The organism is Pseudoclavibacter sp. 8L (genome assembly GCF_902506465.1).
Classification (GTDB): Bacteria; Actinomycetota; Actinomycetes; order Actinomycetales; family Microbacteriaceae; genus Pseudoclavibacter.
The window spans coordinates 321,558-343,599 of sequence record NZ_LR733185.1 but is presented as its reverse complement, the minus strand read 5'-3'; the positions used below and the strand labels follow the sequence as shown (position 1 = coordinate 343,599).

General features: G+C 67.7%; 19 protein-coding genes and 1 tRNA gene. 12 read left to right on the top strand and 8 right to left on the bottom strand.

The window, feature by feature from the left end; all coding sequences use genetic code 11:
• Positions 1–72: 72 nt before the first annotated feature.
• Genes GV007_RS01580 through GV007_RS01570 form a run of 3 tightly spaced genes read right to left on the bottom strand, consistent with a single transcriptional unit; the run spans position 73 to position 3,220 of the window.
• Positions 73–954 carry a carbohydrate ABC transporter permease gene (locus GV007_RS01580; protein WP_160070708.1) on the bottom strand — a complete coding sequence of 294 codons (882 nt, stop codon included), beginning with the start codon at positions 952–954 and terminating at the stop codon, positions 73–75.
• The gene (locus GV007_RS01575) at positions 954–1,898 is read right to left on the bottom strand and encodes a carbohydrate ABC transporter permease (RefSeq protein ID WP_160070707.1); all 945 of its coding nucleotides are present in this window, start codon (positions 1,896–1,898) and stop codon (positions 954–956) included. Before GV007_RS01575 ends, GV007_RS01580 begins: the two co-directional genes overlap by 1 nt.
• Before the next feature lie 41 nt (positions 1,899–1,939).
• On the bottom strand, positions 1,940–3,220 hold the full coding sequence (locus GV007_RS01570; RefSeq protein WP_236558233.1) for an ABC transporter substrate-binding protein: 1,281 nt from the start codon (positions 3,218–3,220) through the stop codon (positions 1,940–1,942).
• A 127-nt stretch (positions 3,221–3,347) separates the two neighbouring features.
• Here GV007_RS01570 and GV007_RS01565 point away from each other — a divergent pair, with 127 nt between their 5' ends.
• The 8 genes from GV007_RS01565 (at position 3,348) to GV007_RS01530 (ending at position 13,640) form a co-directional block, all read left to right on the top strand.
• The gene (locus tag GV007_RS01565; protein WP_236558232.1) at positions 3,348–4,538 is read left to right on the top strand and encodes an ROK family protein; all 1,191 of its coding nucleotides are present in this window, start codon (positions 3,348–3,350) and stop codon (positions 4,536–4,538) included.
• A 462-nt stretch (positions 4,539–5,000) separates the two neighbouring features.
• Positions 5,001–6,074 (top strand): alkene reductase, encoded by a 1,074-nt coding sequence (locus GV007_RS01560; protein WP_160070706.1) that lies wholly within the window; start codon positions 5,001–5,003, stop codon positions 6,072–6,074.
• Positions 6,075–6,509: 435 nt separating this feature from the next.
• Entirely contained in the window at positions 6,510–7,541 is a 1,032-nt protein-coding gene (locus GV007_RS01555) for a LacI family DNA-binding transcriptional regulator (protein ID WP_160070705.1), read from the top strand.
• Positions 7,542–7,696: 155 nt separating this feature from the next.
• Positions 7,697–8,578 (top strand): ABC transporter permease, encoded by an 882-nt coding sequence (locus GV007_RS01550; RefSeq protein WP_160070704.1) that lies wholly within the window; start codon positions 7,697–7,699, stop codon positions 8,576–8,578.
• Between the two features lie 122 nt (positions 8,579–8,700).
• Positions 8,701–9,573 carry a carbohydrate ABC transporter permease gene (locus GV007_RS01545; RefSeq protein WP_228502947.1) on the top strand — a complete coding sequence of 291 codons (873 nt, stop codon included), beginning with the start codon at positions 8,701–8,703 and terminating at the stop codon, positions 9,571–9,573.
• 46 nt (positions 9,574–9,619) lie between these two features.
• Positions 9,620–11,233, top strand: coding sequence for an ABC transporter substrate-binding protein (locus GV007_RS01540; RefSeq protein WP_160070703.1), 1,614 nt, complete (start codon positions 9,620–9,622; stop codon positions 11,231–11,233).
• Positions 11,234–11,408: 175 nt separating this feature from the next.
• Positions 11,409–12,794: a glycoside hydrolase family 32 protein gene (locus tag GV007_RS01535; protein ID WP_160070702.1), complete on the top strand. Its 1,386-nt coding sequence runs from the start codon at positions 11,409–11,411 to the stop codon at positions 12,792–12,794.
• A 240-nt stretch (positions 12,795–13,034) separates the two neighbouring features.
• Complete coding sequence (locus tag GV007_RS01530) at positions 13,035–13,640, top strand: HD domain-containing protein (RefSeq protein WP_160070701.1); 606 nt, start codon at positions 13,035–13,037, stop codon at positions 13,638–13,640.
• Between the two features lie 116 nt (positions 13,641–13,756).
• Here the strand turns inward: GV007_RS01530 and GV007_RS01525 are convergent, their stop codons facing one another.
• Both GV007_RS01525 and GV007_RS01520 read right to left on the bottom strand, forming a co-directional pair.
• Positions 13,757–15,058, bottom strand: a complete 1,302-nt coding sequence (locus GV007_RS01525) for an ABC transporter permease (RefSeq protein ID WP_160070700.1) — start codon at positions 15,056–15,058, stop codon at positions 13,757–13,759.
• On the bottom strand, positions 15,055–15,753 hold the full coding sequence (locus GV007_RS01520) for an ABC transporter ATP-binding protein (protein ID WP_160070699.1): 699 nt from the start codon (positions 15,751–15,753) through the stop codon (positions 15,055–15,057). The genes GV007_RS01525 and GV007_RS01520 overlap by 4 nt, the downstream gene beginning before the upstream one ends.
• Before the next feature lie 159 nt (positions 15,754–15,912).
• Here GV007_RS01520 and GV007_RS01515 point away from each other — a divergent pair, with 159 nt between their 5' ends.
• A complete protein-coding gene (locus tag GV007_RS01515; RefSeq protein WP_236558231.1) occupies positions 15,913–17,190 on the top strand; it encodes a sensor histidine kinase in 1,278 nt (425 codons plus the stop codon).
• Entirely contained in the window at positions 17,187–17,858 is a 672-nt protein-coding gene (locus tag GV007_RS01510) for a response regulator transcription factor (RefSeq protein WP_160070698.1), read from the top strand. Before GV007_RS01515 ends, GV007_RS01510 begins: the two co-directional genes overlap by 4 nt.
• Positions 17,859–18,086: 228 nt before the next feature.
• Here the strand turns inward: GV007_RS01510 and GV007_RS01505 are convergent, their stop codons facing one another.
• The 3 genes from GV007_RS01505 to GV007_RS01495 form a co-directional block, all read right to left on the bottom strand.
• Positions 18,087–19,064 (bottom strand): ribose-phosphate diphosphokinase, encoded by a 978-nt coding sequence (locus GV007_RS01505; protein WP_104241709.1) that lies wholly within the window; start codon positions 19,062–19,064, stop codon positions 18,087–18,089.
• A 34-nt stretch (positions 19,065–19,098) separates the two neighbouring features.
• Complete coding sequence (glmU, locus tag GV007_RS01500) at positions 19,099–20,544, bottom strand: bifunctional UDP-N-acetylglucosamine diphosphorylase/glucosamine-1-phosphate N-acetyltransferase GlmU (RefSeq protein ID WP_160070697.1); 1,446 nt, start codon at positions 20,542–20,544, stop codon at positions 19,099–19,101.
• 74 nt (positions 20,545–20,618) lie between these two features.
• Positions 20,619–20,690: transfer RNA gene (locus tag GV007_RS01495), tRNA-Gln, on the bottom strand.
• A 122-nt stretch (positions 20,691–20,812) separates the two neighbouring features.
• Here GV007_RS01495 and GV007_RS01490 point away from each other — a divergent pair.
• Together GV007_RS01490 and GV007_RS01485 are read left to right on the top strand one after the other, a co-directional pair.
• Positions 20,813–21,265 carry a YybH family protein gene (locus GV007_RS01490; RefSeq protein WP_160070696.1) on the top strand — a complete coding sequence of 151 codons (453 nt, stop codon included), beginning with the start codon at positions 20,813–20,815 and terminating at the stop codon, positions 21,263–21,265.
• A gap of 128 nt (positions 21,266–21,393) precedes the next feature.
• Positions 21,394–21,999 (top strand): MarR family winged helix-turn-helix transcriptional regulator, encoded by a 606-nt coding sequence (locus tag GV007_RS01485; RefSeq protein ID WP_160070695.1) that lies wholly within the window; start codon positions 21,394–21,396, stop codon positions 21,997–21,999.
• Positions 22,000–22,042: the final 43 nt, after the last annotated feature.

Sequence of the window (22,042 nt, the reverse complement as noted above, 5' to 3'; positions counted from 1 at the left end):
GAGAAGGTTCGAGAGAGCTCGCGGTGGGCGCGAGATGCTCCTGTGGAAGCGCATGCGGCGTCCGCGAGGCAGTCATCCCTTGACGGCGCCCTGCGTGACGCCCTCCATGACCCACCGCTGCGTGAACAGGTAGGCGATGAGCGCCGGCGCCATCGCCATCAGGTAGGAGGCGAAGGACACGTTGTAGTTGTTGCTGAACTGGGTCTGGAAGATCTTCTGCACCACGGGCAGGGTCTGCATCGCCGGGTCGGAGATGATGAGCGACGGCATCATGAAGTCGTTCCATGAGGCGAGGAAGGCGAAGATGCCGACCGTCGCGCTCATCGGGGCGAGGAGCGGGAAGATGACCCGCCAGAACGTCTGCCACGTGCTGGCGCCGTCGATGCGGGCGCTCTCCTCGAGCTCGCCCGGGATCGACCTCAGGAACGCGGTGAAGAGCAGGATCGAGAAGCTGAGCTGGAACATGACGTGGAGGATGATGACGCCGACCGGATTGTCGAGCCCGAAGAGTCCGCTCATCTGGATCTGCGGAAGGGCGACGGCCGGGAAGGGCAGGAACATCGCCGCCAGCAGATAGTAGAAGGAGCCCCGGAAGAACCGGTTGTTCCAGTTGCGCGTGATGGCGTACGAGGCGAGAGCCGCGAGCAGGATGACGCCCACGACGGTGCCCGCCGTGATGAACACGGAAACGCTGAACGCCTGCGGGAAGTTGGTGAGATTCCAGGCCTCGACGAATCCGTCGAAGCTGAATGGCGCAGGCAGAGCGAAGACGTTGCCGCTGACAGCCTGCGAGGTGGTCTTGAAGGCGGTCACCACGGTCACGTAGAGCGGGATGAGCACGGTCACGGCGCAGAGGAGCAGGATGATCGTCGTCGACCATCGACCTCGTCCGCCACGGTTCCTGCTTGCCGAGGCCACTCGTGCGCGGCTGACGATGGGCTGTTGAAGTGCCATCAGAGTTGGTTCTTTCCCTGGGTGAGGCGGAGCTGGAGGAGGGAGATGACGACGACGAGGACGAAGAAGAACGTCGCGTTGGCCATCTGGTAGGCGTAGTCGCCGCCGCTGAAGCCGGTGAAGATCGTCATGGCGATGCTTCTGGTCGACGTGCCCGGGCCGCCGTCCGTGAGGCCGACGATGATGTCGTAGGCGTTGAGGAAGTTCTTGAAGCCGAGGATCACGTTGATGACGACGTAGCCGGCGACGAGCGGCAGCGTGATCTGCAGCATCTGCTGCCACTTCGAGGCGCCATCGAGGTCTGCCGCCTCGTAGACGTCGCCGGGAACCGCGAGGAGACCGGCGATGTAGATGAGCAGGGTGCCGGGGATCGCCTGCCAGGCCGTCACGATCACGATCCCGATCCAGGCGAGGTTCGGGTTCGCGAGGATGCTCTCCGACAGCCATGGGATGTTCAGGCTCTGCCCAAGTGCCGGCACGGCGTTGGAGAACAGGAAGTTGAACACGAACGCGATGACGATGCCCGAGATGACCATGGGGATCACGAACACGGTGCGCAGCGGAGCCTTGAGGCGGATGCGGGCGACGAGGCCGATCGCGAGGAGGAACGCGAGCACGTTGACGAGGATCACCGTGACGGCAGCGAAGCCCATCGTGAACCCGTAGCTCTGCCAGATGGCGGGGTCGCCGAACATGGCGATGTAGTTGGTGATGCCGACCAAGTTCCATTCGCCGAAGCCGATGGAGTTCGTGAAGCTGAAGAAGATGCCGATGATGGCGGGGATGGTGATGGCGATCGTGAAGAGCACGAGCGTCGGGACGAGGAAGAGGTAGTGGACGCGGTCGATGCGACGTGAGCTTCGCGGCCTGATTTTCTGGCCTTCGCGGGCGGCTTCCTCGGTGCGGATCGCCTCAGTGGTGGTTGCCTCGATGGTGGTCGACATTGGTGTCTCCGGTCCGGTTCTTGATCGAGTTGCGCTGGCCGTCATTGGCGCAGCGCGAGGCGGGCCCAGTCGGCGTCGAGCGTGCTGAGCGTCGAGTCGACGCTCGCTCCCCCGGTGACGAGTCCCTGCATGTAGTTCTCGGTGGGGATCGTCAGCGGAATCGCCTTCGACGGCCCCTGGTAGAAGGCGGCCTTCTCGTAATAGGGCTGGAGTTCGACGAGCCGCGGGTCGGTGACCGGGTCGGCGTCGACGGTCGTGCCGAAGCCGAGCTGGGCAGCGTTGTAGGCGTTGATGACCTCCGGCTGGAAGAGGTACTGGAGAAACTCGCGCGCTTCCTCCTTGTGCTTGGAGGCCTCCGGAATCCAGGCTGCGAGGTCGATGTTGACGCGCACCTCGCGGTCGTCCGCGTTCTCCGTCATCGGGAGGGGGAACATGCCGAGGTTCGCGTCCGGGTTGGTCTTGGCGATCTCGCCGAGCGCCCACGGGCCCTGCAGGTACATGGCCGCCTTGCCCTCGGCGAAGGCCACGTTGCCGTCGCCGTAGCCTCGGCTGCCCGCATCCGCGTTGGTGTAGGTGCTGGCGAGCTCCGTCATCCGCGTGACCGGGTCGGTCATGGTCGCTTCGAACGAGACGGGCGAGTCCGGCCCGACGTCGGTGCCCAGTTCATTGAGCTCGTCGTAGAAGCCCGCGACGTCGATGGAGCCGCCAACCGTGTAGTCGAACCATCCCTGGCTCACCGTCCACGGGTCCTTGAAGGTGGCGTAGAACGGGTCGACGCCGGCCGACTTGAGCTGATCGCAGACCTCGATGAGCTCGCTGTAGGTGGTCGGCACCTCGAGGCCCTGCTCTTCGAAGATGTCCTTGTTGTAGATGACGGATGCGGCCATGACCGAGTAGGGCAGCACGCTCGTGCGCCCCGGGTAGCTGGCGTACTGGTCGACGAGGCCCTGGATCTCCGGCAGGATGCGGTCGGCCTCAGGCAGGTCGGACAGATCTGAAAGTGCCCCGCGTTCCATGAAGCGGGCCATCTCCATGTTGTAGTTGAGGAGCCCCAGGTCCGGCGGGTTGCCGCGAAGGAACCCGGCCTGCAGGTTGGAGGAGGTATCGAGGACCACTCGCACCTCGCTCTGCGAGGAGTTGTAGTCCTGGATGAGCTCTCGGAAGTACGGGATGGCTTCCGGCTTGCTGAGGAAGAAGCGCACCTCGGTGGGCCCCGTGCTGGTGCAGGCGGCGAGTCCTGAGCCGGCGAGCGCGATCACGAGCGCGGCGACAAGCGCACGCAGCAGGGCGCGGGGCCGGAAGCGTTTCGAAGGTGTTGGCACGTCGTTGTCCCTTGGGCTGAGCTGGCCGCTGCGGACGCTGGCCAGACATTGAAACGAACACTAAATTTTGTATCTAAATTTACTGCTGGAGGTAATGTAAACCCACTGCCAGCGAAAGGTCAACACCGTGTTCAGCCTTCTCAGCACCCCACCTCCCCTGAAGCGCGCCAACCTGCAACTGCTGCTCGAGTACGCCTGGAGCTCTGAGGCATTCACTGCGACGGATGCCATGAGCATCGGCCTCACGAGGTCGACCATCATCGACCTCCTCGACGAGCTCGCCTCGTGCGGGCTCGTCACCGAGCTCCCCAACTCGCGACAGGACGGCAGCTACCAGAAGGGGCGCCCCGCGCGCCGCTTCGAATTCGCGGCAGACGCGGGGGTCGTCGTCGGCGTCGATGCCGGACGCGAGCATCTGACGACGACCGTGTCGAACCTCCGCGGCTCGACGATCAGCACCAGCCAGGTCGAGGTCGACCCCGAGGCCGATTCCCCCGAGACGAGGCGAGACCTCCTGCGCCGGGTCGTCACCGACCAGCTCGGCGTGACCGGGCATGCCTTCGAGGAAGTGGCGGCGATCTGCATCGGCGTCCCAGCCCCCGTGGACGGGCGTGGCACCTCCCCCACGCACGTCGACAGATTCTGGCAGCGCACCAACCCAGATTTCGTGACGGTCTTCGAGGAGCAGATCCCGATCATCCGCGTCGAGAACGACGCCCTGCTCGCCGCCGTCGCGGAGGGCAGCGTGGGTGGAGGCGTCGGCAGCACCGACTTCGTGACCTTCCTGAGCGGCGAGCGCTTCGGTGCGGGCATCGTCGTCGACGGACGACTGCTCCGTGGCGCCCACGGCGGGGTCGGCGAGATGCTCGGCCTCGACCTCGTGGCCGGCGCGGAAGGCGTCGACGGCCTCGGGCTGCGTGCTGCGCGGCTCGCCAAGGCAGCCGTCGCAGACGGCAACGTGCTGCCCGGAAGCCCACTCCTGCGGGTGGAACCGGAGCAGATCGACGGCAAGCTCGTGCTCGAAGCAGCCAGGGACGGCGACCCTGACGCTCGTCGGGTCGTCACGGAAGTCGGCGGAGTGCTGGCTCGCATCGCCGGCCTCGTCGCAAGCCTCTTCGACCCCGAACGGGTCATCATCGCGGGAGGCGTCGCGCCCGGCGCCGACGGCATCATCGCGGCGGCCAGGGAGGAACTCCCAGCGCTCCTGCACCTGCCCGTCCCGCAACTCGTGCGCTCAGAGCTCGGCGCCGGCGTCGTGTCGATCGGCGCCGTGCAGCACGCCCTCAGCTCCCTGAGGGCCAGCATCCTGGACCTCTGAGCGAGGACGGGCCCCGGACGAAGACAGGCCCCGGACGAAGAGAAACCCCGGACGAGGACAGGCCCCGGACGATGAGAAACCCCGAACAGAGAGACACCCCGAACGACGAAGCACCCCGAACAGGGAGATCTCGCACTCCGCACCTGTGCCAGTGCCAGTGCCAGCACCCGGGCACGGGCACGGGCACCCGCGCCCACCGGCACGTGGATGAGCGCTCGCAAACGCAGGAACAGGAACAGGAACCACCCTCGTCGAACCCGGAGTGGGTGCCGAAGCGAGTGGTGCCGCAGCAAAGGGGCGGCGAAGCAATGGGTGCCTGAGCAATGGGTGCCTGAGCAATCTCTGCCGGAACAGGTGCAGCCTGAGCGCGCAACACGCCCGCACGGAATGCGAGCGGGCGGGCCACTGTTCGACCTGTGGGGCCGCGCACGAGCGGGTCCCGCAATCCGAAAGGCAGTCCCAGTGGACCTCTTCTCCCCCCTGACTCTCGGCGACATCGAGCTCGCCAACCGTGTCGTCATGGCGCCGCTGACCCGCACCCGCGCAGATGCAGCAGGCGTGCCGGGCGAGCTCGTCGCGGAGCACTACGCGCAGCGCGCGAGCCTTGGCCTGATCATCACCGAGGGCACCTACCCGAGCGCCGAGTCGCGCGCCTACCCGGGCCAGCCCGGCATCGTCACCCCCGAGCAGGTCGAAGGCTGGCGTCGCGTCGCCGAGGCCGTACACGCCCGCGGCGGGCGCATCGTGATGCAGCTCATGAACGGCGGACGCGTCTCGCACACGGAGATCACGGGCACCGACCGGATCGTCGCTCCGAGCGCCATCGCGATCGATGGCGAGGTGCGCACCCCGAACGGCAAGCTCCCCTACCCGGTTCCGCACGAACTCACGACGGCTGAGCTCGCCGAGGTCCGCGAGGAGTTCGTGGATGCTGCAAGGCGCGCCATCGAGGCAGGCCTCGACGGCGTCGAGATCCACGGCGCGAACGGCTACCTCCTGCACGAGTTCCTCTCGCCCGTATCGAACCAGCGCACCGACGAGTACGGCGGCTCGCCCGCGGCGCGCGCCCGCTTCGTCGTCGAGGTGACGGCGGCCGTCGCGGAGGCGATCGGCGCGGGACGCGTCGGCGTGCGCCTGTCACCCGCCCACAACATCCAGGACGTCGTCGAGACGGACGAAGCCGACGTGCGCGCAACCTACGACGCCGTGGCGGATGGTCTCGCCCCGCTCGGCCTCGCATACCTGAGCGTGCTGCACGCCGACCCGGAAGGCGCGCTGGTGCAGGACCTGCGGGCCCGCTTCGGCGGCGCATTCATCGCAAACAGCGGTTTCAGCAGCGTCACGACCCGCGAGGAGGCCCTCAACCTCGTCGGCCAGGGCAACGCGGATGCGGTAGCCGTCGGCCGCCTCGCGATCGCAAACCCCGACCTCGTCGAGCGCTGGCAGGGCGACCACCCGGAGAACGAGCCGAACCCGGCGACCTTCTACGGCGAAGGGGCGGTCGGCTACACCGACTACCCGCGGCTCTCCGCGTAGACCGGGTAGACCGGGCAGACCGCGCAGCCGGCGGAGCCCGGCACAGGACAGCGCAGCCTGCGCAGACCGCACGGTCCTGCCAACTACCGCGGCCCGTGCCGCCCAGCTAAATCGTGCAGACAGCAGACAGCAGACCGCGCAGCCCTGCCGACTCGCGAGGCCCGCGCCGCTCTGCCCGATGCACGGCAGCTCACGCACGGCAGCACGCCAGCACGCCAGCACGCCAGCACGCGTACGGCAGCACGCCAGCACGCCAGCACGCGCACGCCAGCACGGCAGCACGCGCGCGACGCCACCCGGATGATCCACGGTGGCGTCGTGCGCGGCGCGACCATGCACCGATGTCGTGGGTCGCAGCTCCACACCGCCACTGCGGACCTCCGCCCCCGTGCTAGCATGCGTTATACGATTAACTGATCCACGAGGAGGTGGGCAATGGCGAGACGCCCCAAGACGACGACGATGTCACAGGTGGCAGAGCACGCCGGTGTATCGCAGGCCACGGTGTCGCTGGTCCTCAACAACGTCGCGGGATCCCGCGTCGCCGAAGCCACCAAGGAGCGCGTTCTGGAAGCGGTCCGCGAGCTCGACTACCGGACGAACGCCTTCGCGAAGACCCTTCGGAGCGGCGAGTCCGAGATGATCGGCTTCATCTCCGACGAAGTGGCCAGCTCCCCCTTCGCCGGCGGGCTCCTGAAAGGCGCACAGCGCCTCGCCTGGGAGAACGGCAACGTGATCCTGACCGTCGACACCTACAACGACGCTGGACTCGAGCAGGCTGCCGTCGAGATGATGCAGTCCTACCGAGTGCGCGGCGTCGTCTACGCCTCGATGTACCACCGGGTCCTCGATGTCCCCGAGGCGCTCAGCGGGGTGCCCACCGTCGTCGTCAACGCACAGGACCGCGCCGGCCTCGTGCCGAGCGTGTTCCCCGACGAGGAAATGGGCGGCTACGCGGCTACGCGCCAGCTCCTCGACGCAGGCCACACGAAGCTGGCGATGATCAACATCCAGCCCCAGATCAGCGACCTGCCGGCCGGCATCGGACGCCTCGCCGGGTTCCGGCGCGCGCTCACCGAAGCTGGCCTCTCACCGAGGCCCGAGTGGATCCTCCCCGGCACCGGAATCGTCGAGGATGGCCTGCGACTCACGAAGGAGCTCATGGCGGGCGACGACAGACCGACGGCGATCTTCTGTGGCAACGACCGAACCGCCTGGGGCGCCTACCGGGCACTCGAGGCCCTCGGCCTCAGCGTTCCAGACGACTGCTCCATCATCGGCTTCGACAACCACGAGATGCTCGCGCCGCACCTCGACCCCGGCCTGACCACGGTCGCCCTCCCCTACGAGCAGATGGCGCGGACCGCCATCGACCTGCTCCTCGACCCGACACCCTCCCCGTCCCTTCACATCCCACTCGAGTGCACCGTCGTGACTCGCGGGTCGGTAGCAAAGGCCAAGGCATGACCACGAAGATCACCCTCCCGGAACGCAAACCACGGCAGTCCCGGCAGTCCCGACAGTCAGAGCAGTCCCGACAGTCAGAACAGTTCCGACACCCAGAGCAGCCCCGACAGCCGCGCCGCCCGCGACGAAACTTCAGAACTGAAGTCCGCCGCGCCATGCGGAGCTGGCAGTTATACGTATTACTTCTCCCCGCACTCGCCTCGGTCCTGGTCTTCAAGTACTGGCCCATGTACGGGGCGCAGATCGCCTTCCGCAACTACAACCCGGCAGATGGATTCGCCGGGAGCCCCTGGGTAGGGCTGGAGCACTTCGAACGCTTCGTCACCTCGTTCCAGTTCGAGCGACTCATCGCGAACACCCTGACGCTGAACGCACTCGGGCTGCTCATCGCGTTCCCCGTGCCGATCATCCTGGCGCTCATCGTCAACCAGCTGCAGAGCGAGCGCTTCAAGAAGTTCACGCAGACCGTCCTCTACTCGCCGTCATTCATCTCGGTGGTGGTCGTCGTCGGCATGATCTACCTGCTCTTCTCGCCGAGATCCGGAATCGTCAACAACGCCATCACGGTGTTCGGCGGCGACCCCATCTTCTTCATGGGTTCAGCGGAGTGGTTCAGGCCCCTCTACATCGGCTCGGACATCTGGCAGAACGCGGGATTCTCGATGATCGTCTACCTCGCCGCCCTGACCGCCATCGACCCGTCGCTCCACGAAGCGGCGCGCGTCGACGGGGCCAACAAGTGGCAGCGGATCCGGCACATCGACATCCCCGGGATCCTCCCCGTCATCACGATCCTCTTCATCCTCGCGATCGGAAACCTCTTCAACCTCGGCTTCGAGAAGGTCCTCCTCATGCAGACCGACCTCAACCTGCCGACCTCCGAGGTCATCCAGACCTACGTGTACCAAGCCGGCCTCAAGCAGGCCCAGTTCAGCTACTCGGCCGCCATCGGCCTCTTCAACTCCCTCATCAACATGGTGCTGCTCCTGACCTTCAACTGGGTCGCGAAGCGTGCAGGCCAGTCGACTCTCTGGTGATGAACATGACCTCAACGGCCTCACGCCCCCAATCCGATGCACCCGCGCCGCTCGACCACGGCGCGCGACCCCGGGTGGCTCCCCACCCTGTGCCGCGCCGACGGGACCCCTGGCGCAAGCGCATGGCAGACCCGATCTTCAACACCTTCGCGGTTGGGACCCTGCTGCTCGCCATCGCCGCCGTCCTGTACCCGCTGTACTTCATCGTGATCGCCTCCGTCAGCGAACCCGCCGAGATCCTCAACGGCAACGTCTGGCTGTGGCCCCAGGGGTTCACCCTCGAGGGCTACGCGAGGATCTTCGCGGATGCGGCCATCTGGCAGGGCTTCGGGAACTCCGTGCTCTACACGAGCGTCGGCACCCTCATCAGCGTCGTGTCGATCCTCTGCGGGGCCTACGCGCTCTCGCGGAAGGACCTGTACGGACGCAAGGTCCTCATGCTCGTCTTCATTCTCACGATGTTCATCGACGGCGGCCTCATCGCCCGCTACCTCGTCGTGCGCGACCTCGGCATGCTGGATACGATCTGGGCCGTCGTGCTCCCCGGCGCGGTCGGCGTCTGGAACCTCATCATCGCGAGGGCCTTCTTCGAGAACAACGTCCCGAGCGAGCTCCGGGAAGCCGCTCAGATCGATGGAGCGAACGACTTCCGCTTCTTCTTCCAGATCGTGCTCCCGCTCTCGAAGCCCCTCATCTTCCTCATGATCATGATCCACCTGGTCGCGAACTGGAACGCGTTCTTCGACGCCCTCATCTACCTCGACGACGAGAGCAAGTACCCACTCCAGCTTGTCCTCAGAAACGTGCTCATCCAGTCGGAGGTCAACTCCGCAGGAGGCACGGGCGCAGTCGATTCCTACGCCGCCGCTCAACGCCTGGGCGAGCTCATGAAGTACGGAATGATCGTCATCTCCAGCCTGCCGCTGCTCATCGTCCTGCCCTTCATGCAGAAGCACTTCACCAAGGGCGCCCTTCTCGGCGCCGTCAAGAGCTGAACAGCTCCTCATCCCACCATCGCTCGACTAGAAAGACAGAACGAACATGAAACAGCGACGTTTCGCGACCTCGATCGCCCTCGTGACCGTAAGTGGCCTCCTGCTGACCGGATGCACAGGCGGCAGCGGCGGCGGCGAGCTCACCGACCTCTCCTCCGACTACGGATTCAACGCCGAAGGGCTGCCCATCGTCACCGAGCCCCTGAGCCTCACGTTCGGCGGCACCAAGTCGGCGCTCGCCCCCGACTACGCCTCCATGGAACTCGTCCAGCAGTGGGCAGAGGACACCAACATCACGATCGACTGGCGCAACCTGCCCGAGCAGGTCTACGCCGAGAAGAAGAACCTCATGCTGGCCGGAGACGAGCTCCCCGACGTGCTCTTCAACTCGGGCCTGAGCGACTCCGAGATCGTCCAGAACGGGTCGAACGGCACCCTCATCCCGCTCGAGGACCTCATCGCAGCGCACGCGCCCACCCTGTCCGGCATCCTCGACGCTCGACCCGACATCAGGGCCGCGCTCACCGCATCCGACGGGCACATCTACACGCTCCCCTCCGTCGAGGAGCTCGGGATCCTCCAGTACCCCAACTTCCTCTACATCAACAAGCAGTGGCTCGACACCCTGGGCATCCCGATGCCGACCACGATCGACGAATACCAGGCTGCGCTTGAGGCGTTCAAGACACGCGACCCGAACGGCAACGGCAAGGCCGACGAGATCCCACTCTCGTTCCGCACCGACTCCTTCGCCGCCAACCCCTCCGACCTCATCACCGCCCTCGGCGGCCAGCCGGAGAACAACGACCACCGCATCGTCCGCGACGGGACCGTGGAGTTCACCGCCAACACCAGCGAGTACCGTGCTGGCGTCGAAGCGCTTGGCGAGTGGTATGCAGACGGACTCATCGACCCCGAATCGTTCTCGCAAGACGACGTCGCCTACCTGTCCAAGGGCAAGGCAGAGACGCCGATCCTCGGATCCTTCTTCTGGTGGGAGCTCGAAGAGATGGTCGGCGAGGACAAGAGCGGAGACTACGAGCTGGTCGGCGTCCTCGAGGGCGCGAACGGCGAGCGCCTCGCGAGCGTCTCCAACAATCAGGAGATCAACCGCGGCGCCATGGCGCTCACGCGCGCCAACCAGTACCCGTCCGCGACCATCCGCTGGGCTGATCGCCTCTTCGACCCGGTCATGTCGGCCCAGACCAGCTGGGGACCCATCGGCGTGACGCTGGAAGAGGACGCAGCTGGCCTCCTCGTGCAGATCCCCGCCCCAGAGGGAGAGTCCGAAGGCGAACGACGCCAGAAGGTCGCCCCGGGCGGCCCCAAGATCACGACAGCCGAGGACTTCGAATCGGTCGTCGCGCCTGAGCCCCGCGCGAAGCTGCGCCAGGACCTCGTGAACGAGAACTACGCGCCGTACGCCGCCAACGAGGCGTACCCACCAGTGCTGCTGTCGAACGAGGAGCTCGACCAGACCGCCTTCGCGCTCACCGACATCAACAGCCTCGTGAAGGAGAAGTTCGCGAGCTGGGTCGTGAACGGGAACATCGACGCCGAATGGGAGAGCTACACGTCTCAGCTCGAGGGCCTCGGCGTCGCAGAGGTCACCGACATCTACCAGCAGGCCTACGACCGGTTCCAGCAAGGCGGCGAGTAGCCGAAGCGCGGCGGGACCCTCCCGGTCCCGCCGCCCGCGCGCCCACCCCGTCCGACGCGCAGAACCGCCCCGCACGAGCTGCCATCAGCAGAGATCAGCTGCGTGAGCGCACGTGCAAGAGATAGCCCGCGAGAGCACACCCGTGAGCGCTCACCTTCAAGAACGGAACGCATCCATGACCATGACTCCCCCGACGACCACGGCCGTGACGCCGCTGCGACCAACCGCTCACTTCACGTCCCAAAAGTCCTGGCTGAACGACCCGAACGGGCTCGTCTACCACCAGGGCGTCTACCACCTGTTCTTCCAGACGAACCCGTTCGGCAGCACCTGGGGCAACATCTCCTGGGGGCACGCCACGTCCACCGACCTCGTGTCCTGGACCGAGCAGCCGGTCGCGATCCCCGCAACCGACGAGGAGATGGCGTTCTCGGGAAGCGCCGTCGTCGATACCCGCAACACGGCCGGCTTCGCGAGCGACGGCGAGACGGCCCTCGTCGCCATCTACACGAGCGCACGCCCACCCGTGGGAGAGAAGCCCGGCCTGCAGGCACAGTCGCTCGCCTTCAGCACCGATGACGGCGCCACCTGGACGCGGTACGCGGGGAACCCGGTCCTCGACATCGGCTCGTCCGAGTTCCGAGACCCGAAGGTCTTCTGGCACGGCGGCGACGACGGCAACTGGGTCATGGTGGTCGTGGATGCGATCGCCAGGAAGGTGCTCTTCTACACCTCGAAGAACCTCATCGACTGGACGTTCGCGTCGGACTTCGGGCCCGCGCACGCGACGAGTGGCGTCTGGGAATGCCCCGACCTCTTCCCGCTCCGCGTCGAGGAGACCGGGGAGACGCGGTGGGTGCTGATCGTGAGCATGAACCCCGGAGCGCGGGCCGGCGGGTCCGGCACGCAGTACTTCGTCGGCGACTTCGACGGCACCACCTTCGTCGCCGAGCGCCTGACCGCCTCCGACGATCTTGAGGAGTACGACTGGCTCGACCACGGGCGGGACTACTACGCGGCCGTTTCCTTCGACAACGCCCCGGACAACCGCCGCCTCATGATCGGCTGGGCGAGCAACTGGGACTACGCCAACGAGACGCCGACCTCGCCGTGGCGCTCCGCGATGTCGCTCGTCCGCGAGATGAGGCTCGTCCGCTGCGCCGACGGCCGCCACCGGCTGGGCCAGGTTCCGGTCATCGGGGAAGGCCACGCGGGCATGACCATCTCGGAGCACAGGATCGCCATCGAGCCGGGCAGTCGGTCCACGATCGTGCTCGACAGCGACGGGGCTACCGACGAGCAGGTGCTGGTCCACTTCGATCGCGACGCGGACTCCGCCAGCCTCACCGTCGAGCGCGGGAGCAGCGGCATCGTGGACTTCCATCCCCGGTTCGCGGCCCCCAACCGAGTGCCGATCGGCGCGCACATCGCGTCACCCATCGACGTCAGGATCGTGGTGGACGCGACCGTCATCGAGATCTTCCTCGCCGACGGCACGCAGACGGTGACGGAGCAGATCTTCCCCAGCGTTCCGCTGGGCCGCGCGCGAACACAGGAGTGAGCCACGCCCGAACGCTGGAGTGAGCCACGACTGAGCAAAGGAGTGCGCCGGGCAGGAAGGCGCCAGGCAGGAGCGCACTGCACAGGAGTGCGCCGGGCAGGAAGGCGCCAGGTAGGAGCGCACTGCACAGGAATGCGCCGGGCAGGAAGGCGCCAGGTAGGAACAGAGCAGCGGCACACATCTCAGGCCGGGTGAGGCTGTTGGCGAACGCGAACCGCACGCCGCGTGGGACAGTTGGCCATGCGCATCGCCGACTTCCCCGTCCCTGATTCCGCCGCCGCCCGAGGCGCGCTCGAGCTGGCCCTCCAGTGCCAGACGGCGTCACTCTCCGCCCACGCCGTCCGCTCGTGGCTGTGGGCGGAGGGCATCGCCGCGGTCGAGGGTCGAGCTGGTGTCGACCACGAGCTGCTCTACGTCGCAGCTCTCCTCCACGACATCGGGACGACGACGGAGTACGACAACCACACGGTCTCCTACGAGCACGCGGGTGGGCACGTCGCCGTCGCCCTGACGGCCGGGGCGGGCTGGACCGCGGAGCGTCGAGCGCGGGTCCTCGACGTGATCGTGCGCCACAACTGGACGAGCGTCGACCCACAACTGGACCTCGAGGGGTACCTGCTCGAACGCGCAACCGGCCTCGACATCACCGGGAGCAGGCCGGATGCGCTGCCGGAGGGATTCCTGCGGGAGGTCCTGGCAGCGCATCCGCGAGGCACGCTCGCCGCCGAGTTCGGTGCGTGCGTGACCGACCAGGCAGCGCGGAAGCCGACGACCTCCGCCCGCAGGCTCGTCGACGGCGGGCTCCTCCAGAAGCTCGAGACGAACCCGCTCGAGCAGCTCGGGTAGGGGCTGAGTTCCGGCGGTTCCAACGGCTCGGCCAGCTCCAGGAAATCCGCCGGCCCCCAGCAGCCCCGCCGGGACCCTGCCTCGTTCCCATTCCCGTTCCCGTTCCCCTCCCGCCGTCACTCGTAGCGCAGCGACTCCACCGGGTCCGCTCGTGCGGCTCGAGCCGCGGGCAGCGTCCCCGCCAGGAACGCGATGACCATGACGACGACGATGACCACGCCGATCGAGACCGGATCGAACGCGATGAGCGTGAGCCCCGGCAGGTCCGCCAGCAGCGTCGTCGCGAGCGACGCACTGATGACCGTACCCGCGACGACGGCGACGACCGCACCGATCGCGCTCCCCAGCAAGCCGATGAACGCCGCCTCGATGCTGAACAGCGTGAACACGCGGCCGCTGCCCATCCCCATGGCCTTCATCAACCCGATCTCGCGAGTTCGCTCCTGCACGGACATCAGCAGCGTGTTGACGATGCCGAAGCTCGCAGCGAGGAGGGCGATCACCGCGAAGGCGTTCAGCACGAGCACGATCCCGTCGATCACCGTCTTGATCGTGCCGAGCTGATCGGCGACGGTGCTCCCGGTGTAGCCGGCATCCGAGAGCCGCTGCTTGAGGAGATCGATGTCGTCGCTGCTCGCATCCGGGCTGAACCAGACCGTGGCCTGTGCGTAGCGCTCCACCTGGTCCGCAGGGATCCCGATGTTCTGCGTGGCGTAGAGCTGGTCCGTGAGCGCGTCGTTCGGCACGAGCGCTGCCCCCGTCGGCGAGGCGATGCTCTCCTCGGCGACGCCGACGACAACCGCCTGGGTCTCGTGGGTGCCGCGGAGCGCATCCGTGCTGCCGATGGTCACGGTCTGGCCGAGCGCCGCATCCGCGTCGGCGAAGCCGAGCGGCTCGACGTACGAGGTCGGCAGTAGCACCTGCAGCTCGCCGCTCGCGTCGTCGGGATCGGAGCCGGCCTGCAGCTGGACGGTCTGGCCCTCCACGAGACTTCCCGCCCCTACCGCGAACCTCGTGCCGGCACCGGCCTGCACGAAGTCAACCGAGAGCGACTTCGTGGCCTGCACGTCGTCGACGCCCTCGATGCCCGCGAGCGACTCCAGGTCGGCAGGCAGGAGCGCGGTGACGGTCGACCCTGGAGGGCCGGCGCTCGCCACAGCGTCCGGGTTGTACTCGAGCGGGCCGGACTCGCCGCTGCCGAAGCCCGTCGCGTCGCTCGTCTTCGTCACCGTCAAGGTGTCTGCCGCCCCCACCCCGTTGACGGTGTCGTCGATGTAGGCGTTGATGCCCGTGCCGAGCCCATTCGTGAGCGTCAGCGTGAACGCTCCCACGAAGATCGCCAGGATCGTGAGCAGCAGGCGCGTCTTCGAGCGGAACGTGTTCGAGACGGCGGTGCCGACGAGGTCCAGGGTTCTCATGCCGCCACCTGCGCAGAGTCTTCGACGATCAGGCCATCGCGGATGAGGATGCGGCGATCGCAGCGCGCCGCGAGGTCCTCATCGTGGGTGACGACGATCAAGGTGATGCCGTTCTCTCGGTTCAGGCGGAAGAGGATGTCCTCGACGACTCCGCCGGTGCCGGTGTCGAGATTGCCCGTCGGCTCATCCGCGAAGATGATCCTCGGATTGTTGACGAGCGCACGCGCGATCACGGTCCGCTGCTTCTGGCCGCCAGACAGGTTGAGGGCCTTGCTCCTCGCCTTGTCATCGAGCTCGAGCTGCTCGAGCGCCGCCAGCCCGCGATTTCGCCGCTCGCCGCGCGGAACGCCGGCGATCTTCATGGGGAGCACCACGTTCTCGAGCACGGAGACGTTCGGGGTGAGGAAGAACTGCTGGAACACGAAGCCGAACGTCTTGTTCCTGGTTCGGTTGAGCTTCTTCCCCCGCAGCGTTCGGGTGTCGGTGCCCTCCAACTCCACGGTGCCCGAGGTCGGCACGTCCAGGAGCGCGAGCACGTGCATGAGGGTCGACTTCCCTGAACCGCTCTTGCCGACGATGGCGAGGCTCTCCCCCTCGCGGATGTCGAAGCTCACGCCCTTCAGGGCTTCGAAGCGGTTCTGCCCGCGACCGTACGACCGACGGACGTCGCGGACAGAGATGATCGGTGCTGGCATGCTGCCTCCTAGCTGGTGCCGAGGTCTCGACCCTCTGATGCTCGCGGCTCCCCGAGCGCCGCGCGTCCCCCGACCGCGGTCACCGAGTACTGCGGATGCGGTACAGCCGTGCTCTCGACGGGGGACGCGCGTGCGAGATCCGGCGGGCACACTTGGTCCATGCAGGAATCCCGCAGCACCGCGACCGGCCAGGCCAGGCCGCACTCGCCGATGGCAGGCCGCGCCAGGACGCTCCCCCGAGCACCATCCTGGGTCGTCGACGTGCTCGCTGCGCTCTTCATCGTCGGCGTCGCCGTCATGCCGTTCGGCGGGGATGAGTTTCGACCGAGCACGCCGTTCGCGTTCGCGATGGTCCTGGCTCCGGCCGCCCTCCTGCCGTTTCGCCGCCGCTACCCGGTCGCCGTGCTCGTCGCGACGCTCGTGATCTACGGAGCCACCGCCCTGACCGGGACTCTCTCGCCCGGCGTCGTCCTGGCCGCAGCGATGGCGATGTTCAGCGTCGCGACGCAGTCGACCCGCCGCAGGGCAGCCCTCACCGCGGCCCTCGCCGTCCTCGGCGTCGCCCTGCTCAGTCTGTTCGCAGCGCTCGGAAGCGTCTTCGATCCGCGAGCGATCCAGTTCGCCGTCACCATCGCCTTCGCCGCGGCTGCCGGAGACGCGACCCGTTCCCGGCGCGAGTACATCGTCGCGATCACGGAGCGAGCCGAACGCGCCGAGCAGACCCGCGAATCGGAGGCACGCCGTCGTGTCACCGAGGAGAGGCTCCGCATCGCGCGCGACCTGCACGACGCCGTCGCCCACCAGATCGCCGTCATCAGCCTCAACGCCGGGGTCGCCTCGAGCACCCTCCGGACCCGCCCCGAGCGAGCCGAGGATGCGCTCCTCACCATCCGAGGGGCTGCACGCTCAGTGCTCGCCGAGATCGGCGACCTGCTCACCGTGCTCCGCGCCGACGACACAGGCGACGCATCCGCCGCCCCGCAGCCTGGACTCGAACGGCTCGACGCCCTCGTCGAGTCGTTCGGTGAAGCAGGACTCCACGTCAAGGTGCGAGCTGAGGGCGAGCTGCAGCAGGTCACGGGCGCGACGAGCCTCGTCGCGTACCGCGTCATCCAGGAATCGCTGACGAACGCACACAAGCACGGCGCCGAGAACCGCGCGCACGTCCTGCTTGCCCTCACGGAGACGGAGCTGCGCGTCATCGTCACGAACCCCGTCTCGGGCCCAGTCGGGCCGGCGGACTCGCCCCTTGCCACGGACGAGCCGGACGCCCGCCCGTCGGGCGGGCTTGGGCTCCTCGGCCTCCGCGAGCGGGTCGCCTCGGTACGCGGCACCGTCACGACGGGCACAGCCGCAGGCGGCTACCGTGTGGCTGTGACCCTCCCCCGGCAGGACCGCCCGCACCTCGGCGCAGCCACCCACGGAGACCCCCGATGACCCGCGTGCTCGTCGTCGACGACCAGGCCCTCATCCGGCAGGCCGTCTCCGACATCCTGGGCCAGGAGCCCGGCATCGACGTCGTCGGCGAGGCACGAAACGGCAGGGAGGCCGTGGCTCTCGTCGCCACGCTGCGACCCGACGTCGTGCTGATGGACATCCGGATGCCGGAGCTCGACGGGATCGAGGCGACCGCCGCCATCTGCGGCGATCCGCGGAACACCGAGGTGCGCGTGCTCATCCTGACCACCTTCGAAGAGGACGAGTACCTGCTGGCCGCCCTTCGCGCCGGGGCGAGCGGCTTCATCGGGAAGGGTGCCGAACCCGACGACATCGTCCGAGCCGTCCGCGCGGTCCACGCCGGCGACGCGCTGCTCTCTCCGGCCGCGACCCGCAGCCTCATCACGAGATACGTGCTCCGCTCGCAGCCAACAGGGCCCTCCATCGTGCCGCAGCAGCTCGAGCAGCTGACGGATCGCGAACGCGAGGTGCTGCTCCTCGTCGCTCGCGGACACGCCAACGCCGAGATCGCCGAGCTGCTCTTCATCTCGCCGCACACCGCGAAGACGCACGTGAACCGCATCATGGCGAAGGTCCACGCCCATGACCGGGCGCAGCTCGTGATCATCGCCTACGAGAGCGGGCTCCTATCGCCCGGAGGGCACTGAGACTCGTCTGGAGAGCTCAGCGACTCACCCGGAGCGCAGCCACTCGTCCGGAGAGCACAGCGACTCACCCGGAGAGCGCCGAGCAGAGGCGGGTAGAGAGACGGGGCGGACGCCAGCGCCGGTCGGGAGTCACAGCGCATCAGCGGAGGAAGCATCACACGCAGACGCCCCGCCGGAACCGAGTGGTTCAGGCGGGGCGTGTGACGTGCGTGCGGCAACCCGTGGTGGCTAGGCGGCGCCGTCGAACATCGAGGTGACCGATCCGTCGGTGAAGACCTCGGTGATCGCGCGAGCGAGCGTCGGGGCGATCGGCAGGATCGTGAGCTTGTCGAAGCGCTTCTCGGGCGGCAACGGCAGCGTGTCGGTGACGACGACCTCGTCGATCGCATCCGAGCTCAGACGCTCGACGGCCGGGTGCGAGAACACGGCGTGCGTGGCCGCGACGACGACGCCGATGGCACCGGCGGCCTTGAGCGCCTCGGCGGCCTTCACGATGGTTCCGCCCGTGTCGATCAGGTCGTCGACGAGCAGGCAGACGCGACCCTTCACGTCACCCACGATCTCGTGCACGCTCACCTGGTTCGCGACCCTCGGGTCGCGGCGCTTGTGGATGATCGCCAGCGGCGCATCCAGCTGATCGCTCCACACGTCGGCGACGCGCACGCGCCCCATGTCCGGGGACACGACGGTGAGGGTCGCCGGGTCGAGCTTCTCGCGGAAGTGCTGCAGCAGCACCGGCATCGCGAAGAGGTGGTCGACGGGCCCGTCGAAGAAGCCCTGCACCTGCGGGGCGTGCAGGTCGACCGACATGATGCGGTCGGCGCCGGCCGCCTTGAAGAGGTCGGCGACGAGACGGGCCGAGATCGGCTCGCGGCCGCGACCCTTCTTGTCCTGACGCGCGTACGGGTAGAACGGTGCGACGACCGTGATGCGCTTCGCCGACGCGCGCTTGAGCGCGTCCAGCATGATGAGCTGCTCCATCAGCCACTCGTTGATGGGCGGGCAGTGCGACTGGAGCACGAACACGTCGGCCCCTCGCATGCTCTCGCCGTAGCGAGCGTAGATCTCGCCGTTCGCGAAGGTGCGCGACTCGGTCTCTCCGAGCTCGATGCCCAGTTCTGCGGCGACTGCCTCGGCGAGCTCAGGATGAGCTCTGCCCGAGACGAGAACAAGTCGCTTCTCCGTGGAGGTGATGATGCCAGACACGCTGTACCGCCCGTTTCCTGTGCTTGCTCTGTTGTTACGCGTTCGGTGTGGAATCTGCCGCAGAGGCCGCCTCGGCGGCCTCTGCCGCGGCGGTGCCCGCTCGGTTCTTCAGCACCCACCCCTCAGCATTGCGCTGAGGTGCGACGTTGATGGCGAGTGCACCAGCCGGAACGTCCTTGCGGACGACGGTCCCGGCCCCTGTGTAGGCTCCGTTGCCAATCCTAACCGGGGCGACGAAGACGTTGTGCGAGCCGGAGCGGACGTTGCTGCCCACCGTGGTGCGGTGCTTGTTCACCCCGTCGTAGTTGGCCGTGATCGTGCCAGCGCCGACGTTCGAGTTCTGACCCACCTCGGTGTCCCCGATGTAGGAGAGGTGCGGGACCTTCGAGCCGTCGCCGATCTGCGCGTTCTTCGTCTCCACGAACGTGCCGATCTTGCCTCCGGCCCCGAGGATCGTGTTCGGCCGCAGGTACGCCCACGGGCCCACGGTCGCACCAGCGCCGATGACGCTGAGGGTCGCGTCGGTGCGCTTCACGACGGCGCCCTCGCCGACCTCGCAGTCGACGAGCGTCGTGTCCGGCCCGATGATGGCCCCCTCGGCGACGGACGTCGCCCCGCGCAGCTGGGTTCCGGGGAGCAGCTCGACGTCTCGGCCGAGTGAGACGTTGCCCTCGATGACGGTCGTCGCCGGGTCGTGCACCGTGACGCCCTCGAGCTGCCAGTGCCTGATCTGACGCGCGTTGTAGTAGCGCTGCGCCTCCGCGAGCTGCACGCGGTCGTTGATGCCCTGCACGATCTCCGGGTCGGTGACGGCGATCGCCTCGATGCGCCCCGCATCCGCCTTGATGAGCTTCGCCGCGTCGGTGAGGTACTTCTCCCGCTGCGAGTTCGAGTCGTCGATTCGGCCGAGCACCTGACGCACCGTGCGGGCGTCGAACGCGTACACCCCGGCGTTGATCTCGGAGATGCGCAGCCGCTCCTCGCTCGCGTCCTTGTGCTCGACGATCTCGTCGAAGTCGCCACCGGAGGAGCGCACGATGCGCCCGAATCCCGCGGGCTCCTGCACAAACGCGCTCAGCAGCGTGAGCTGGTTCTGCGCTCGCCGGTGCTGCTCGATCATGCGCCCGATCGTGCCGGAGTCGAGCAGCGGCACGTCGCCGGAGAGCACGACGACCACGCCGTCGAAGTCAGCGGGGAGCGACTCGAGGCCGACCTCGAGCGCACGACCGGTGCCGGGGACCTCGTCCTGGTCGGCGAACTGCGTGTCGGGGGCCAGATCTCGGATCGCCGAGACGACGCGGTCGCGATCGTGCCGGACCACCGTGACGGTGTGCGCCGGGCCAAGCTCTGCGGCCGTGTGCAGCACGTGCCCCACGAGCGGGATGCCGCCGAGTCGGTGCAGCACCTTCGGGGTGCTCGAGCGCATCCGCGTGCCCTGGCCAGCCGCCAGGATGACGATTGCGAGTTCTCGATCGGTCACAGATCCTCCTCGTTGTGGGCGCCGTGATTCGAACGCCATCACGGTCCACGGTGGCATGCAGCACCCCCGCGCCGCTCCTCCCCCAGGATTCGAACCTGGACCTAACAGCTCCAAAGGCTGTCGTGCTGCCGTTACACCAAGGAGGAACGTGCCCGCTCACGCGCGCACTCGCCAATTGTGCCAGAACCGGAGAGGCCGCGGGCAAGCGCCGCTGGTGCTGTGGAGGGGATTGGGCCAGACTGCGAAGCAGAAGACACAAGGAGGCGTCATGTCCGAAGCTCTGTCCATCGCGCGGCGATTCACCGACACCTACTCGGCCGCCGTCGCAGGGCGCGACAAAGCCGCCATCATGTCGCTCTACGCGCCCGACGTGCGCGTCTTCGACCTCTGGAGCACCTGGTCCCACGAGGGAGCTGACGCCTGGGGCACCTCACTCGACGCCTGGTTCGACTCCATCGAGTCGGGCACGCACGCGGCCACCTTCACCGATCTGCGGGCCTACGGAGACCACGACGTCGTGGTTGTCGAGAGCTTCGTCCGCTACTCCTGGCAAAACACCGAGGGCCAGCTCGAGTGGATGGACAACCGCCTCACCTGGGCGATCGTGCAGCACAAGGGCGAATGGGTGGTCGCGCACGAGCACACCTCAGCCCCCGTCGGCGCCGACGACGGCCTCGTCGTCACGAAGCGCGAGGTGGACGCACACCACCCGAACTCCTAGGAACCGAGCGTTCCGCCGCGGCAGGGAGACCGCGCCGCGACGAGTCGGCGGACGCGCCGCCCCGGCAGAACGGGGCCCCACAGCTGGCGCGTCGACGTGCTCTCGCGGGACTCGCCATAATGGGACGTATGGATGCCCCCAGACGTGCAGCTCACCCGCGTGACGTTCCGCGCGCGACGGTCGAGCTCAGCGAGGGCAGGCACAGCGAGGGCGTGCACGGCGGCCGCGCCGCGCATCCGACCGACACGGTCGACACGATCGTGCGCGACTGGTCGCGGGAACGGCCCGACCTGGACGTCGACCCGCTGCGCATCTTCTCCCGCGTGAAGCGCATCGCGAAGCAGCTCGACGCGCTCCGCAAGGCCGCGTTCGCCGAGACCGGGCTCGAGCTGTGGGAGTTCGACGTCCTCTCGGCGCTGCGCCGCGCCGGATCCCCGCACCGCCTCAGCCCGAAGCACCTGCTCGCGTCGAACCTCGTCTCGAGCGGCACCATGACGAACCGCATCGACCGCCTTGTCAGCCGGGGGCTCGTGACCCGTGAAGTCGACCCCAACGACGGTCGCGGCATCCTCGTCACCATGACCGCCAACGGGCGCGATCTCGTCGACCAGGCCCTCACTCGGCTCGTCGCCGCCGAGCGCGAGCTGCTCGCCGAGCTCGACCTCGAGACGCGGGACGACCTCGCGACGGCCCTGCGCACCCTCTCGCTCCGAATGGACGACCCCGCTCACTGAGCTCCCACCCCAGTCGCTCGGAGGGCGCCGGGCCTCGCCGGCC

What these genes read in the sequence shown, in the direction of transcription:
- GV007_RS01580 (WP_160070708.1), bottom strand. Translation starts at nt 954, where the DNA reads ATGGCACTTCAACAGCCCATCGTCAGCCGCGCACGAGTGGCCTCGGCA.
- GV007_RS01545 (WP_228502947.1), top strand. Translation starts at nt 8,701, where the DNA reads ATGGCAGACCCGATCTTCAACACCTTCGCGGTTGGGACCCTGCTGCTC.
- GV007_RS01535 (WP_160070702.1), top strand. Translation starts at nt 11,409, where the DNA reads ATGACCATGACTCCCCCGACGACCACGGCCGTGACGCCGCTGCGACCA.
- GV007_RS01515 (WP_236558231.1), top strand. Translation starts at nt 15,913, where the DNA reads ATGCAGGAATCCCGCAGCACCGCGACCGGCCAGGCCAGGCCGCACTCG.
- GV007_RS01525 (WP_160070700.1), bottom strand. Translation starts at nt 15,058, where the DNA reads ATGAGAACCCTGGACCTCGTCGGCACCGCCGTCTCGAACACGTTCCGC.
- GV007_RS01550 (WP_160070704.1), top strand. Translation starts at nt 7,697, where the DNA reads ATGCGGAGCTGGCAGTTATACGTATTACTTCTCCCCGCACTCGCCTCG.
- GV007_RS01540 (WP_160070703.1), top strand. Translation starts at nt 9,620, where the DNA reads ATGAAACAGCGACGTTTCGCGACCTCGATCGCCCTCGTGACCGTAAGT.
- GV007_RS01520 (WP_160070699.1), bottom strand. Translation starts at nt 15,753, where the DNA reads ATGCCAGCACCGATCATCTCTGTCCGCGACGTCCGTCGGTCGTACGGT.
- GV007_RS01530 (WP_160070701.1), top strand. Translation starts at nt 13,035, where the DNA reads ATGCGCATCGCCGACTTCCCCGTCCCTGATTCCGCCGCCGCCCGAGGC.
- GV007_RS01575 (WP_160070707.1), bottom strand. Translation starts at nt 1,898, where the DNA reads ATGTCGACCACCATCGAGGCAACCACCACTGAGGCGATCCGCACCGAG.
- GV007_RS01490 (WP_160070696.1), top strand. Translation starts at nt 20,813, where the DNA reads ATGTCCGAAGCTCTGTCCATCGCGCGGCGATTCACCGACACCTACTCG.
- GV007_RS01485 (WP_160070695.1), top strand. Translation starts at nt 21,394, where the DNA reads ATGGATGCCCCCAGACGTGCAGCTCACCCGCGTGACGTTCCGCGCGCG.
- GV007_RS01510 (WP_160070698.1), top strand. Translation starts at nt 17,187, where the DNA reads ATGACCCGCGTGCTCGTCGTCGACGACCAGGCCCTCATCCGGCAGGCC.
- GV007_RS01555 (WP_160070705.1), top strand. Translation starts at nt 6,510, where the DNA reads ATGGCGAGACGCCCCAAGACGACGACGATGTCACAGGTGGCAGAGCAC.